This window comes from Shewanella intestini (assembly GCF_018221465.1).
In the GTDB taxonomy this organism is placed as follows: domain Bacteria; phylum Pseudomonadota; class Gammaproteobacteria; order Enterobacterales; family Shewanellaceae; genus Shewanella; species Shewanella intestini.
In genome coordinates, this window is record NZ_JAAIKR010000010.1 from 49273 (window position 1) to 65082 (window position 15810).

General features: G+C 41.9%; 12 protein-coding genes and 1 riboswitch. Of the genes, 6 read left to right on the forward strand and 6 right to left on the reverse strand.

Annotated elements, in window-relative coordinates; all coding sequences use genetic code 11:
• Positions 1-51 precede the first annotated feature (51 nt).
• From cobT to G3R48_RS10965, 4 genes are all read right to left on the reverse strand, one after another.
• Positions 52-1101, reverse strand: a complete 1050-nt coding sequence (cobT, locus tag G3R48_RS10950) for a nicotinate-nucleotide--dimethylbenzimidazole phosphoribosyltransferase (protein ID WP_153664017.1) — start codon at positions 1099-1101, stop codon at positions 52-54.
• Between the two features lie 57 nt (positions 1102-1158).
• Complete coding sequence (locus G3R48_RS10955) at positions 1159-2217, reverse strand: FecCD family ABC transporter permease (protein WP_153664019.1); 1059 nt, start codon at positions 2215-2217, stop codon at positions 1159-1161.
• Entirely contained in the window at positions 2218-3168 is a 951-nt protein-coding gene (locus tag G3R48_RS10960) for an ABC transporter ATP-binding protein (protein ID WP_153664022.1), read from the reverse strand. It lies immediately after the preceding gene.
• A 35-nt stretch (positions 3169-3203) separates the two neighbouring features.
• Positions 3204-3342: riboswitch (cobalamin riboswitch) on the reverse strand.
• Positions 3343-3364: 22 nt separating this feature from the next.
• A complete protein-coding gene (locus G3R48_RS10965) occupies positions 3365-4186 on the reverse strand; it encodes a histidine phosphatase family protein (RefSeq protein WP_153664024.1) in 822 nt (273 codons plus the stop codon).
• A 311-nt stretch (positions 4187-4497) separates the two neighbouring features.
• Here G3R48_RS10965 and metH point away from each other — a divergent pair, with 311 nt between their 5' ends.
• From metH to G3R48_RS10985, 4 genes are all read left to right on the forward strand, one after another.
• Positions 4498-8214, forward strand: a complete 3717-nt coding sequence (gene metH, locus G3R48_RS10970; RefSeq protein ID WP_153664026.1) for a methionine synthase — start codon at positions 4498-4500, stop codon at positions 8212-8214.
• 369 nt (positions 8215-8583) lie between these two features.
• Positions 8584-8895, forward strand: coding sequence for a hypothetical protein (locus G3R48_RS10975; RefSeq protein WP_153664028.1), 312 nt, complete (start codon positions 8584-8586; stop codon positions 8893-8895).
• A 512-nt stretch (positions 8896-9407) separates the two neighbouring features.
• The gene (locus tag G3R48_RS10980; protein WP_153664030.1) at positions 9408-10295 is read left to right on the forward strand and encodes a TolB family protein; all 888 of its coding nucleotides are present in this window, start codon (positions 9408-9410) and stop codon (positions 10293-10295) included.
• Between the two features lie 462 nt (positions 10296-10757).
• Positions 10758-11345: a NapC/NirT family cytochrome c gene (locus tag G3R48_RS10985; protein WP_153664032.1), complete on the forward strand. Its 588-nt coding sequence runs from the start codon at positions 10758-10760 to the stop codon at positions 11343-11345.
• Positions 11346-11547: 202 nt separating this feature from the next.
• On the opposite strand, the gene G3R48_RS10990 is transcribed toward G3R48_RS10985, so the two are convergent.
• Positions 11548-12561, reverse strand: coding sequence for a cytochrome-c peroxidase (locus G3R48_RS10990; protein WP_153664034.1), 1014 nt, complete (start codon positions 12559-12561; stop codon positions 11548-11550).
• Between the two features lie 598 nt (positions 12562-13159).
• On the opposite strand from G3R48_RS10990, the gene G3R48_RS10995 reads away from it, so the two are divergent.
• Entirely contained in the window at positions 13160-13825 is a 666-nt protein-coding gene (locus G3R48_RS10995) for a cold-shock protein (RefSeq protein WP_153664036.1), read from the forward strand.
• A 133-nt stretch (positions 13826-13958) separates the two neighbouring features.
• On the opposite strand, the gene pbpG is transcribed toward G3R48_RS10995, so the two are convergent.
• A complete protein-coding gene (gene pbpG, locus G3R48_RS11000) occupies positions 13959-14822 on the reverse strand; it encodes a D-alanyl-D-alanine endopeptidase (RefSeq protein WP_246504629.1) in 864 nt (287 codons plus the stop codon).
• A gap of 268 nt (positions 14823-15090) precedes the next feature.
• Between pbpG and rpiA the strand changes: the two genes are divergently transcribed.
• Positions 15091-15753 carry a ribose-5-phosphate isomerase RpiA gene (gene rpiA, locus G3R48_RS11005; RefSeq protein WP_153664040.1) on the forward strand — a complete coding sequence of 221 codons (663 nt, stop codon included), beginning with the start codon at positions 15091-15093 and terminating at the stop codon, positions 15751-15753.
• Positions 15754-15810 lie beyond the last annotated feature (57 nt).

Here is a 15810-nt window from a genome sequence, read left to right on the forward strand (position 1 = left end):
GATTTTACTGAATTTTATAAATACGCCAAACTAACAATAATACGCGTGAATTTAGCTTACGTTACTGACACCTGCTGATTCAAAGCTTGCCATGTCGTTATAAAAATTCACCGCGGCGTGAACTAACGGCAACGCCAACGCAGACCCAGTGCCTTCACCTAAACGTAAATCTAATGCTAACAATGGTTTCGCGTTTAAGTGCGCTAGCATGAGTTTATGCCCTTGCTCATTAGACTCATGGCTAAAGATTAAATAATCGCGCGCAGCTGGATGCAATTTAACGGCGGCTAATGCCGCTGCCGTGGCAATAAAACCATCAATCATCACCATCATTTTACGTTCTGCTGCGGCCATAATCGCCCCAGTCATTTGCACAATTTCAAAGCCGCCTAAATGAGCCAAGATATGCACAGGCGACACAAGTTTGCTGCGGTGTAATTTTAGTGCTTCGTTAATCAATGCGGTTTTGCGTTCAAAGGTTTTGTCGTCAACCCCAGTGCCGCGTCCAACACATTTGTTTGCATCTAGGTCTAAAAATGCTGCCATCATTGCGGCCGCAGCCGATGTATTACCAATGCCCATTTCACCCAAAGCAATCAAATTACTACCTGATAAATGATGACGTTCAACAACCTCTTCAGCAAAACTAAAACCTTGTTTAACTTGCTCTAACGACATTGCAGGCGCTTGGTGAATAGCCGCAGTTCCAGCACCTAAACGATTTTGAGTAATGCCGCGCACATTGGTAATTGGGGTTAATATGCCGCAATCTATCACTTCAAGGTTAAAGCCCATTTGACGACTAAAAATATTAATGGCCGCACCGCCATTGGCAAAATTCAGCACCATTTGGCGTGTTACTTCACTTGGTGCAATCGATACACCGTATTTTGCAATGCCATGATCGGCGGCAAATACCAACATGCCAGGTTCATTAATATTGAGCTGTTTGGCTTTAGGGTTGAGCGTTAACTGCACTCGCGCAATTTGCTCAGCTAAGGTTTCAAGTTGCCCTAATGCACCAACAGGCTTGGTTTTTTGATTGATTTTTTTAGCTATTTTCTCATCAAAAGCATGACTAACTGTATCTACCGCAAACATATTAACTCCGAAAAATTCAAAAAATAAAACACATCAACAAAGTGTTCTCACCAACGCTTAACTGCGACGGTGTCGTAAAATAAATAAGAAAAATACACTACCGATGGCCGAGGTAATAATCCCAACAGGTAGTTCTTGATTGGTTAATGCACATCTTGCGATAACATCAACCCACACTAAAAATAATCCCCCAAGCATTGCGGTTAGCAATAGTGGTGATTTACCCGGTAACAAAATACGAATGGTGTGTGGGATCATTAACCCCACAAAGCCAATGCCGCCACAACTTGCCACTAATACCGCAGTAATTAGCGAACATAACAACAGCATGGCAATCCTTAATTTGACCACATTTACCCCTAAGGTATGTGCGGTTTCATCCCCTGCTTGTAGCGCCATAATTTGACGCTTAAATGCCAGTATGGTTAACAAACTGCCAATCACAACCACCGTTGGTAAAATGAGCCCTTCCCAACTGGCTCTAGCAAAACTGCCTAATGTCCAAAAGAGCACTGACGCTGCCGCTTGTGGGTCTGAAAAATACAGCACTAAACTGCTTAACGCCCCAAACATGAATGAGGTGGCAACCCCTGACAATAACATGCGCTCTATTTGACTATTAATACCGGTGCCTGACAACGCCAGAACAATCAGTACTGACAAACTCGCCCCAATAAAAGCCCCCAGCGGTAAGCTTAATTGCACTAATGGATGATCTTGCCACTGTGCTAATAAATCAAAATCGAGCCAATGACCAAATAAGCTAAAGACCACTACGGCGCCAAAGGCGGCACCAGAGCTAATACCAAAAAGATACGGATCGGCAAGCGGGTTACGGGTAACCGTTTGCAGCACGCTACCGGCAATTGACAAACCAGCGCCTGCCATAAAGGCTAATAAAATACGTGGTAAACGTAAATCGATGACAATTCGCTCTACCAAAGGCGATGCTTCACCGCTACCAAACCAATGAAACTGAATCAGGTTAACTAAATCACTAAAACTGATATTAGCTGCGCCGAAACCGGCTGAGAAAAAAGGCGTAATAAGCAGTAAAAAAACAATCACCACACAAGCAAAATAGTAACGTTGATTATTCGACACAATTTGGACCATTTATGACCGCCCCCCACGCTGAGATGAGTCACCTTGAACTTGCTGGTGATACCCAGCAGCTTGAACGCTATCTTGAGCTTTGGTTAGGGCTTGTTCAAGACTGTTGGCAGGGGGTTGAAGGGAGGCTACATTTGCTGTTTGCGCTCCATTGCCCCCTTTTTTTTCATGGTATCCATAATAATAAGTGATCAATGGATTACCATGTTGCGGGTGTTGACTTATTTCACAGCACACGCCAAAGACATGCGATATTTGCTTAACCGTTAAAACCTGTGACGGCGTACCTTGCGCCACTAAACGCCCCTGATTAAGTAAAATAAGTTGGTCGCACATCGCGCTGGCAAGGTTAAGATCATGAATTGACGCCACCACGGTAATGCCAAGGGTTTTCACTAATTCTAAAATTTGAATTTGATAACGAATATCTAAATGATTGGTTGGTTCGTCTAACACTAGAATTTGTGGCTGCTGCACAATCGCACGGGCAATTAATACCCGTTGTTTCTCACCACCTGATAAAGCATTAAAGCGTTGATGAGCTTTGTCGATTAAGCCTACTTTGATTAATGCATCTTCTAGAATATGGTTATCTGCTGCGGTTTGTCGCGACAGTAACCCTTTATGAGGCGTTAACCCCATCGCCACTAGCTCAATTGCGGTTAATTCAATATTTGCTGGTGTGTCTTGTTGTACCACCGCCACTTTCAACGCTAAACCTTGAGCTGAATATAAATGCAGCGGCTGCTCTAATAGCGTGACATCCCCACGCGTGGGGATGATATACCGATACAGGCATCGCAATAAGCTTGATTTCCCAGCCCCATTAGGCCCAATAACACCTAGCATGGCACCGCGCGGTAATTGAAAACTCACGTCACTTAAAATGGCTTGTTGTGCGATTTCCCAGTCAAGATGACTAACAGAAATGGCTGTCGATGGAACTGACATCATTTTAACTCCACCAAGTGGCCCGCTTGGCTTTTAAAAAAGGGATAACATAAAACAACGGTATCTGACTTATGACACGCTAAGCATCAATCACAGTTGCGGGGACAGTTCGGGATTGCCCGATTCCCAATTGTTTTATCATTGAACTTATCAGTATCGCTTAACTTGTCGATACCACCAAGCATTGCGGAAAATTTCCTTATGATTCAGGCCAATTCAAACTAAATTGGTAGCCTATCAGGTTATTTTCATTATTTTGCTGCACAGTATCTTTGTGAATAGTTTTTTGGTAAAGAATATCTTGGGCAACATGTTCTTTCGCTTGAGCATCTTTGCTCTGACAATCGTTAAACTTGTCAGCGGCGGGCTTAGCATCAGTTAATGGCGGGGGATTTAATCTTAATCGACTATCCACATACACATCTACCCCGAGTAATGCGCCGTAAGGTAAGCTAAATTGGCTAAATAAACCGGCGCTTTGTCCGCTATTTAATATGTGCGCCAATATGGCTTTAATCACTCCACCGTGAGTGACAATCAACATTGATGCGTCAGTGCTTGCCCAGTGTTGATTGTCTGCCATTGCTGATGATTGACAAAAATCATCAAGCTGACTTGCTAACTCACACAACACCCGCTGCTGAAAATCAACTAAATGCTCACCATTTGCGGCAGTATTTTTTTTATCCCAAGGTGCATGCCAATAAGCGTCCATTTGCTCAGGAAAATCGGCATAGAGTTGGTCAAATGTTTGCCCGTCCCAATCACCAAAACTGATTTCAGTTAACGCTTGGCTCAATTTGATGGTTAAGCCATGTTTGTTTGCCAACGTTTGACTCCAATTAGCACAGCGTTGTAATGATGACGACACAATCACACCAGGCAAACCGCCTATTTTATTAAACCCGCGATTCATTTGCTCTATGCCTTCATCAGCCAACGGCACATTGACTTGACCACGTAATATATTGCCGCCTTCACACTTCCCATGTCTAAGCAGCCACAACTTCATTTTTTTCATCAACAACTGCCTTGCTCTATTGAGCTTAGTTCGCGTAGTATAGACGTCTATACGTTTAAAAGGCTAAAATTTTAGCCAATTAAACTCATAAAACTAATAATTAGGGTGTTTTTTATCTCAATTTTATCACTGAGTTATTTTAAAGCGCTTAGCCATCATATTGATGCATAGCATGTCTTTACTATCAAAGTGTTAGTTAAACTTACTGCCATTGTCTTCCGCTGATTAATGCCAATAGACTATAACAATAATAATCGGCAGACTGTTTAAAGTAGATACCCAACAAGCCATTTCTTTAGAGGTAATGTCTCATGGTTAACACATCTGTCCCGAGCCAAACATTAAAGCAGTTAACCGAACTGCTTAACCAACGCACCGTTATTTTAGACGGCGCGATGGGCACCATGATCCAAGATTACAAACTCGAAGAAGCCGACTTTCGTGGTGATAGGTTTAAAGACTGGCATTTAGATGTCAAAGGCAATAACGATATGTTAGTGCTTACTCAGCCACAGATAATTAAAAACATTCATCGCCAATACTTGCTCGCGGGCAGTGACATTATTGAAACCAATACCTTTAATGCCACCCCGATAGCGATGGCTGATTATGATATGCAAGATTATTCGGCGCAAATAAATCTTGAGGGCGCGCGCGTTGCCCGCCAAGCAGCCGATGAAATACATAATGAAACTGGTCGTCAATGCTACGTTGCTGGCGTGTTAGGGCCAACTAATCGTACTTGCTCCATTAGCCCTGACGTGAATGACCCTGGATATCGAAATATTCATTTTGACGACTTAGTTGCAGCTTATATTGAGTCCACCAGCGCGTTAATTGAAGGCGGCGCTGATATTATTATGGTTGAAACCATCTTCGATACCCTCAACGCTAAAGCGGCATTATTTGCTATTGAAAGCGTGTTCGACACCCTTGATGCTCGTTTACCTGTCATGATTTCCGGCACTATCACCGATGCATCTGGGCGCACCTTAACCGGACAAACAACGGAAGGTTTTTATAATTCGCTGCGCCATATTAAGCCGCTTACCATTGGCCTAAACTGTGCTTTAGGGCCAAAAGAACTGCGCCCATATGTCGAAGAGTTGTCACGTATTGCACAGTGTTATGTTTCTGCTCACCCAAATGCAGGCTTACCAAACGAATTTGGTGGCTATGATGAAACGCCAGCAGAAATGGCGCAAGTGATTGAACAGTGGGCTAGCTCTGGCATGCTTAACGTCGTTGGTGGTTGTTGTGGCAGCACTCCTGATCACATTAAAGCTATCCGCGACGCCGTATCACAGCACCCTCCTCGTCAGCTTCCTGAAATAGCCGTTGCTTGTCGACTATCAGGGCTTGAGCCGTTAACCATCGACAGTGACTCATTATTTGTAAACGTGGGTGAGCGCGCTAACGTCACCGGTTCAGCCAAGTTTTTACGCTTAATTAAAGAAGAAAAGTTTGAAGAAGCATTAGATGTAGTACGCGAACAAGTTGAAAATGGCGCTCAAATTATTGACGTCAACATGGACGAAGGCATGCTTGATGGCGCAGCCTCCATGGAGAAATTTTTAAACTTAATAGCCTCTGAACCCGATATTTCCCGAGTGCCGATTATGATCGACTCCTCGAAGTGGGACGTCATTGAAGCGGGATTAAAATGTGTTCAAGGTAAATCCATCGTTAACTCTATTTCGATGAAAGAAGGTGAAGCCGCCTTTATTAAACATGCCACATTAGTTAAACGTTACGGCGCAGCCGCCATTGTGATGGCATTTGACGAAGAGGGTCAAGCCGATACTCGCGAACGTAAAACCCAAATTTGTACCCGAGCATATCGGATACTCGTCGACCAAGTGGGCTTCCCACCTGAAGACATTATTTTTGACCCGAATATTTTTGCCATTGCAACCGGTATTGATGAGCACGACAATTACGCAGTGGATTTTATTGAAGCCATTAAAGACATCAAATCCACCTTGCCACATGCCATGATCTCAGGCGGTGTGTCTAACGTGTCGTTTTCGTTTAGGGGTAACAACCCTGTACGTGAAGCCATTCATGCCGTGTTTTTATACCATGCCATTAAAGTCGGCATGGACATGGGGATTGTGAATGCTGGCCAATTAGCCATCTATGATGATATTGACCCAGAACTGAAATTACACGTTGAGAACGTTGTACTCAACCGCCCTTGCCCAGTTCAAGGCACCAATAATACTGAGCTGCTATTAGAAGTCGCTGAAAAATTCCGTGGTGACGGTAAACAAGTCGGTAAGAAAGAAGACCTTGCTTGGCGAAAACGCCCCGTAAATGATCGCTTGTCGCATGCGTTAGTAAAAGGGATTACTGAGTTTATTGACCAAGACACCGAGGAGGCCCGTTTAGCAGCCACAAGGCCACTCGATGTAATTGAAGGGCCATTAATGGATGGCATGAATGTGGTTGGAGACTTATTTGGCGCAGGTAAAATGTTCTTACCGCAAGTGGTTAAGTCAGCCCGTGTGATGAAAAAAGCAGTGGCTTATCTCAACCCCTATATTGAAGCTGAAAAAGTGGCTGGGCAGTCTAACGGTAAAGTGTTAATGGTTACGGTAAAAGGTGATGTGCACGATATCGGTAAAAATATTGTCGGGGTGGTTTTAGCCTGTAACGGTTATGAAGTGATTGATTTAGGGGTAATGGTACCTGTAGAAAAAATCATTGACGTTGCTAAAGCTGAAAACGTCGACATCATTGGCATGTCAGGGCTGATTACTCCTAGCCTTGATGAAATGGTTCATAACGTTAAAACATTTGACCGTGAAGGCTTAACATTGCCAGCAATTATTGGCGGTGCAACCTGCTCTAAAATTCATACCGCGGTGAAAATAGCCCCGCATTACCCACATGGAGCAATATACATTGCCGATGCATCACGCGCGGTGCCCATGGTGTCAAAACTCATTAATGACCAGACGCGCCAGCAAGTTATTGACGACACTTATCAACAATACGACGTCATGCGTGAAAAACGCTTATCGCAAACTAAACGTAAAAATATTGTTCCTATCGCCACAGCCAGAGAAAACCGCTGCCAACAAGATTGGGCTAACCACAGCCCATTTAAGCCTAAGGTGTTAGGCCGCCAAGTGTTTGATGATTATCCATTAGCAGAACTTGTTGAGCGCATAGACTGGACGCCTTTCTTTAGAAGCTGGGAATTACATGGGCGTTTTCCAGATATCTTAGATGACAACGTCGTCGGCGAAGAAGCGCGCAAGCTCTATAAAGATGGCAAAGAAATGCTAGCTACCATCATTAGTGAAAAATGGCTAACTGCCAAAGCGGTAATGGGGCTTTTCCCTGCCAATACCGTCAATCATGATGACATAGAGCTATACACCGATGAGTCGCGCACCACTGTAGAAATGACCACTCATCACTTACGCATGCAATTAGAGCGTGTCGGCAATGACAACTTCTGCCTAGCCGACTTTGTTGCCCCTAAAGACACTGGTGTCGCTGATTACATGGGGGGGTTTGCGGTAACAGCGGGACATGGTATTGATGAACATGTTGCCCGTTTTGAAGCCAACCACGATGACTACAATGCCATTATGCTTAAATGTCTTGCCGACCGTTTAGCTGAAGCATTTGCCGAGCGTATGCATGAACGGGTAAGGAAAGAGTTTTGGGGATATGCAGCAGATGAAACCCTTGATAACGAAGCGCTTATTCGTGAAAAATACAAAGGCATTCGCCCTGCACCCGGCTACCCAGCTTGCCCAGATCACACCGAAAAAGGCTTATTGTGGGAATTACTTAAGCCAGATGAAACCATTGGTTTAAATATTACCGAAAGCTATGCCATGTACCCAACCGCTGCAGTGTCAGGTTGGTACTTTGCTCACCCTAAATCGCGCTACTTTGGGGTAACGAATATCGGTAAAGATCAGGTTGAAGATTACGCCAAACGTAAGGGAATGACTTTAGCAGAAACTGAGCGCTGGTTAGCGCCAGTGTTAGATTACGACCCACAATAACTGGTGTCTACACGGCTTTACTAATGCGTCGTGTTTTACCACTTCGCCCCCTATAACCATGGTTATTTCACAAGACCTGCTTTAGACATAAAGCAGGTCTTTTTTCACCCCAAACAAAACCAGAAGCATCAGAAAACCAGATACATCAGAAAAATAACAGCGGCAGTTATGTGCAGTAAAAAAGTTAATTTAGGTAAACAGTGGCAAATCGATGCCATGTCGCCTTGCTCAGATTACCTCATCGAGACACAGGTGGAATTTTTGTTATCTGTAGACAATATTTAGTTAATCGAATAACATAAAAACGTGATCAATATCACCTTTTATTGATTTAAATAATGATTAAAAAATAAATGACTGGAGCGAACTATGACGTATAAAAAGATTAAAAATCGAATACTTAGCTCATCTGTACTTGCAGTAAGTTTATTGATGACAGCCAGTACATCAGCAACAATTATTGAGTGTAACGACTGCAGTGACGAACAACATGTCAACACGATTAAAAACCAGCCGGCAGGTGATGTCTTTGTGGTGGATTTTGTCCATCGCACTATTGATAAATATCGTATTTTCGAACAAGGGTCGCATCAAAAGATCGAATCAAGCCTGTCTGAAGTCATCAATATTAATCAAAAATTCGCGCATCGAAAAACACAGTTAAGAGCCCCGATTAACTAAGCGGCATCTTGCAATAAATCGCGCTTTCCGTATTGGTAAAGTGCGATTTTTTTTAAATGAAAAACGCCGCAATACAAAAGTGTCAATCCCACCACTATCGCACCTGATAACAAGTTATAACGGCTTAATTACCCCACAAATAATAACTTAAATTTTGCTGGACTCCATCATTTACTGCACTCCATTACACGCATCGCTCAATGGCATAAACCTATAGCGTGCTGAGCAACTAATTCCCATGCAAAGGAAGATAACCAAAGACGCCAGACACGCCTTAATACACTCAAATTATATTTAGATTAACGCTATGGCTAATTGTCTGCGACAAGCCACCATCCTTTTATCGTCTCAAACCAAAATGTAAATATGAATTCACAAACGTGTAGATATTTCATTCAGACTCTTGTATTGTTGCGCCTGAAAATCATGTCGTTATTCATGCAACACTTAATCAGCTTTAGTTAACCGCATGAAAAATAGCATTAATGCAGAAATAAAGTAGAAGGTTCGCTATGATAAAATCAATAATAACAATGACCGTGTTAACCCTTACCCCACTCAGTGCTCATGCCCAGCAAAAGCCGTACTACAATGAAGCGGCTGCAAATCACATTGTAGAATTTGCGCCGGGCATCATTTCAACTAGAGCGCATTTTGAAATTAACACCGTGTTTAATAACCAAGGCGATACCGTCTATTTTGCACGTTGTCAGGACGACTTTAGTCAATGCACGTTAATGCAATCTCAGTTTGTAAAAGGTCAATGGCAAGCACCTTCAGCGTTAGCGATTTCAGGCCAATATCTTGATGCAGACCCTTATTTAACCGCCGACCATTCACAAATGTACTTTGTGTCTAAACGCCCGCTAAAAACAGGTCAACCGCCAACCAAAGAAGTTAATTTGTGGCGTTCAAACTGGTTACACGGCCAATGGCAAGCACCAGAATATCTAGCCGAACTAAGCTCACCTGCAGCAGATTTATATCCATCATTAACCGACAATGGCGACCTTTACTTCCCATCATTTAGAAATAACGACCGAACCATGTATGTCGCCAAAGCGAGTGAAAGCGGTTTTGACACGCCCCAAGCATTACCCGCATATATTTATGGCAAAGATGCAAAGATTGGCGATTCAGCAGTATCAAGAGATGGTAAGCAAATCATTTTCAGTATTTCAGGTAGAGCCGACTCTCTAGGTAAAGGCGATTTGTATGTTTCAACATTGGTTAACAACAAGTGGACAGTGGCAAAATCGTTAGGTAAAAAAGTCAATAGCAACGATCATGAATTTACCCCTATATTATCGCCTGATGGTCAATATTTATTTTTTACTCGAATTGAGAATGGCAAAGGCAATTTATATCAAATAAAGCTCAGTAGTTTATCGCTAAACTAATACGCCACTCGGGTTAAAACGCCGTTTCAGCCCGAGCTTAATAACGGCAAAATGATTGTTTTCCTCGTTCTGTTCACTTCCTTGAGCTTAGTCATAAAAAGATCCGTTTACCCTTGCCTTACCAGTCATCTTTAATGCTCAATCGCGCATGAATAAGCCATAAAGCTCCGTGTCATACTGACTCACAACAATAAAGTAGCCTGCTTAACAAACGCACCGGCACAAACAGTAAACGGCTTATTTAAGGTCAACAAAACAAATCAACAGCAAATGGATACTCTTTTATAATCAATATGTCAGCGTGGATATTTTAATCACGGGTTTGTTTAGACTCTCGCTGTAACCTTGTTATACTATAAACACAACATATCAATAACATTACCTTTTATTGTTTCGCTATTACCCATGCCAACCCGCTGTTGTTATGAGTAACCCTATCCACTTTATATTGGCGAGTAGAATATGGAAAAAATAAAACAAGTAGTCATCACCGTATGGCAAGTCATAAAGAAACCAAGTGTGCATTTCAGTTTAGGGTTTTTAGTCATTGGTGGGTTTGCTGGTGGAGTGATATTTTGGGGAGCGTTTAATACCGCATTAGACATGTCCAGTACTGAAGAATTTTGCAGTAGTTGTCACCAAAATGTCTACAGCGAATTACAATCAACCATTCATTACACTAATCGCAGTGGCGTAAGGGCAACGTGTCACGATTGTCATGTTCCGCATAGATGGACAGATAAAATTGCCCGAAAAATGCAAGCATCGAAAGAAATTTGGGCGCACCTAGTTGGCACGATCGATACTCCTGAAAAATTTGAAGCAAGACGAGGAACACTCGCAGCACATGAGTGGCGTAGACTAAAAGCCAATGACTCATTAGAGTGTCGAAATTGTCATGAATATGGCTCTATGGACTTCACCAGACAGTCTTTACGCGGTGCCAATATGCATAAAATATATTTAGAGTCAGATGAAAAAACCTGTATTGATTGCCATAAAGGTATTGCTCATAAATTGCCAGATATGGCCAGTGTAGAAGGATTTTAAGCCACTCGTTATTGACGGGTTATCCGCTAAACACTGCATAGCGTCACCCTTTAATCGTGTCATTATTAAATGGGGTTACCAGCAAAACTAACACATAAAGCCCACTAAATTTAGTGGGCTTTTTTATGTAAAAAAAACGCTAAGCATGGGAAGCTTAGCGTTTTTGCATAAATTTATCACAACTTGTTTATCTCAACAGCAATTACTTATTGTGTGAGCTAAACGGAACTGGACGTGGTGTGTTGGCATTCGAAGGTGGTAAAAGAGGTAACGTTACTTGAGGTTGATCACCGGTTAAGCTCTTTAAGAATTCCACCATTTGCGCCGTTTCTTTTTCGTTAAACTGCTGCGCTAATTGGATATCAGCCATGGTGTGAATCGCTTCTTCTAATGTCCAGACACTACCGTCGTGGAAGTACGGATAGGTTAGCTCGATATTGCGTAATGTAGGTACTTTAAAGACAAACTTGTCACTATTACGCCCCGTAACAGCTTTACGGCCTTCAGCAGGGTTATTTGTATGGAATGGTTTGATTACCCCCATTTTCATATACATGGTGCCACCCACTGCTGGGCCGTTATGACAGCTGACGCAACCTTTATCTTTAAATAATTGGTAACCTGCTTTTACATCAGCAGAAATAGCATTCTTATCGCCTAGTAAATATTGGTCAAAGGTACTGTTTGGCGTAACTAAGGTTTTTTCAAATGTCGCTATCGCATCAGTAATACGGTCAATGTTTACATCGCTTGACCCATATACTTTTTCAAAACGTGCCACATAAGCAGGCATAGATGCAACGGTGTCAATGGCTAACTCATGGGTATAGCCCATTTCTACAGGGTTTGCAATTGGGCCAGCAGCTTGTTCTTTCAAGTCTTTTGCACGTCCATCCCAAAATTGAGCAAGCATAAGATCAGCATTTAACACGGTTGGCGAGTTAATTGGACCTTCTTGCCAGTGATGACCAATTGAAGTAGGTAATGCATCAACGCCGCCCATCGACAGGTTATGACACGAGTTACATGAAATATAACCAGACATTGATAAACGTGGTTCAAAATACAACATCTTGCCTAACTCAACCTTTTCAGGTGCAGTGATAACAGCCGGCTTTATGATGCTGATAGGCTCTTGAGGTTGAGCGCATGCTGTTAACGAAACAAATAGACTTAATGCAACGGGAACAGATGCCCATGCCAGTGGATTACTCATTATAAAACCTTATATATTTTGTGGATTTATGTGAAGCATATAGGGAGTTTTGTTAATGGTAAATGGCGTTTTTTAGATACAGTCCATCGGTAATCTAGATGCTCAAAACAAGATGTAAGTCACTGAAATATATTCACAACATGATAGAAATGCACATTAAACAATCAAACTCATTATTCATAACATAATCGCATGACTGAACCAGATGAAAACGCTTAATTCTCAGCCACAAAGTCAACGCATTTCAATTACATTTTCATCTCACTAAAAATACAAACCAAACTCACAAAGATACAAATTGAAAAACAGTTTACCTTTACCACTAACATTTCAAGCAATTATCATATTTTAAATCAGAATGTTACTGAGTTTTTTGTTTATACGTTCTTAGCCAAATAAGTTGCTTGAATGTTAATTTGAATCAAAAAGCAAGAGTCAATAGTCATAAATAAGCTGTCGCGATAATTTTTTTACTTTTATCGGCGAAAAATGAAATTCATCGCGTTAATTTAACGACGAATTAAGGTTTGATTATGCACTAGCTACTATCATCTAAAGCAATTAGCTAAATTGAATTGCACATGAGTAAGGAATCAATGTGAAAGGTGAAATAATCTCGTATATGTCGAGTAAAAAATACGGCTTTGTCAGAGGCGATGATAACGAAAGCTATTTTTTACATATTTCCAGTCTTATCGACCCATCACTAGAGCCCCAGCTTGTTAAAGGGGTGTTTGTTGAATTTGAACCAACTCCAACACCAAAAGGAATAGCAGCAAAACAGGTGAGTTTATATCAGTCTTATTTTATCAAAACATTATCAGACTTTATTATTACCAAACATAAAACGCCAAAGCTAGGTACTATTGAAGTGAGCCATCCGGTTGTCACTCGCTTCTTTAAATGTCCAAACGAAGGTCGTAATTACATAAAGCAACTTGCTGAAAAAGCCGACTGTAATGCCGTGCTTAATCTGCGTTATGAAAAGCAAACCTTCGCCAAAGGTAACTACCGTTACACGGTGCATGCTTACAAAGCGGATCTCGCCATTGTGACGGAACTGTTCCCTTGTCAAAGCAAACAAAATGAACAGGAATCGTTTAACGAGGTAGATAAAAAAATCAACCACGCTAACGCTACGATTCCCAAGTTGCTTGAGACTGAAAATGACACTCGCGAAAACCAACTTAAACGCGGTCCAGGCTTAGTGAAAGTGATTGTGGCACTTGCCGCGGTAGGACTTGTGGCAGCAATGGTGTCTTAGTCCAAACCGCGAACCTAGATAATAAAAAATGGCTCAAATTGATATCAATTTGAGCCATTTTTTATTGATTGCCGGTCAACTTAACTTACGTCGCTTCCTTGTCCATCTTGCATATCGGTGTGTTTAACAAGGTTTAATCGTCATCCTGTTCAAGGTATTTATGCTTCAGCGCATCTGCAGGAACAGTTGATACTTTATTGGTTTCTAACCAGCGCTTGAATCTATTGGCATCGGCTAAATGGGTATATTTACCAAAAGCGCCTAACACCACAAATGCCACTTGGCGATGATTCATGTTCGCTATCATCACCAAACAGTGCCCCGCTTTACTTGTATAACCGGTTTTAGTCAGCGAAATATCCCAATCGCCTTTAGCAACCAACTTATTCGTGTTATGAAAATCAAGTTTATATCGCGGTTTACTAAAAATAACGTGACGCTTAGGCATAGAACTTATACGTAACAGGTCCGGATACTGTCGTGATGCTTTTAATAATAAAATTAAATCATGGGCACTAGACACGTTATCAGGCGATAAACCGCTTGGCTCTTCAAAGTGTGTGTGGATCATGCCTAAGCTTTTTGCTTTGGCATTCATCGCCTTAACAAAAGCAGTAAAACCACCAGGATAATGGTGAGCTAATGAAGTCGCGGCGCGATTCTCTGATGCGATTAAGGTCATGAACATCATGTTTTCACGAGTAACCTTACTCCCAATACGAATACGAGAATGCACATTACGCATAATTTTTGACTGCGACACGTCTACGGATATTTTCTCTTTTAAAGACTGTTTGGCATCTAATACTACCAATGCAGTCATCAGTTTACTCACAGAGGCAATCGGCCTAACTTGTTCTGCATTTTCAGCTTGCAACACCTTATTAGACTGCAAATCTACAATCATAATATTTTTTGCGGCTAGCGGTTGCTGAGATATCACATCAATTTGTGCACTTGCAGACAATGAAATGCAACAAAGAGGCAAGCAACTCATTAAGAGTCTTAAAACACACGCAATACGTAACATATAAAAAAACATAATGGATTAGGGCGATGATTATACGGTAAAAGTTTTTTGTTGCCGACTCAATTCCTATGCCATGATTAATTTTAAACCCACGGTGTGATTTCTTTACTTTGCCATAGGCTTATCGACTAAATAATCTGCTTAATTGCTTAGCAAAGGGTGTAAATTGTCCCACAGATAACCGCTAACTTGCGGTATACTTTCGCCAATTACATTACCAAGTGGAACACAAGTCATGACTCAAGACGAAATGAAAAAAGCAGCGGGATGGGAAGCATTAAAGTATGTTGAATCGGGAGCAATTGTGGGTGTAGGTACGGGCTCAACTGTTAACCACTTCATTGACGCACTTGCGACCATCAAGCACGAAATCGACGGTGCTGTATCGAGCTCTGAAGCTTCTACTCAAAAGATGAAAGCCTTAGGTATTGAGGTTTTTGACCTTAACAGCGTAGCTAACTTTGACGTCTATGTAGACGGCGCGGATGAAATTAACGACCACATGGACATGATCAAAGGTGGTGGCGCAGCATTAACTCGTGAAAAAATTGTCGCCGCAGTGGCTAAAAAGTTTGTTTGTATTGTTGATGACACCAAGCAAGTTTCTGTTTTAGGTGGCTTTCCACTTCCTGTAGAAGTGATCCCAATGGCACGTTCTTACGTTGCCAGAGAACTCGTTAAACTCGGTGGCACACCGGTTTATCGTGAAGGTGTCGTGACCGATAACGGCAATGTGATTTTAGATGTTCACAATATGAAAATTGTCGACCCTAAAGCGTTAGAAGTTAAAATTAATGCCATTGTAGGGGTTGTAACAAACGGGTTATTTGCTAACCGCGGCGCAGATGTTTTACTCGTTGGTAGCGCCAACGGCGTTCACACCCTTAACGCGAAATAATTAGGCGAAAGTCTGCGTATAAAAAAGCCCAACAATTCATTGTTAGGCTTTTTATGC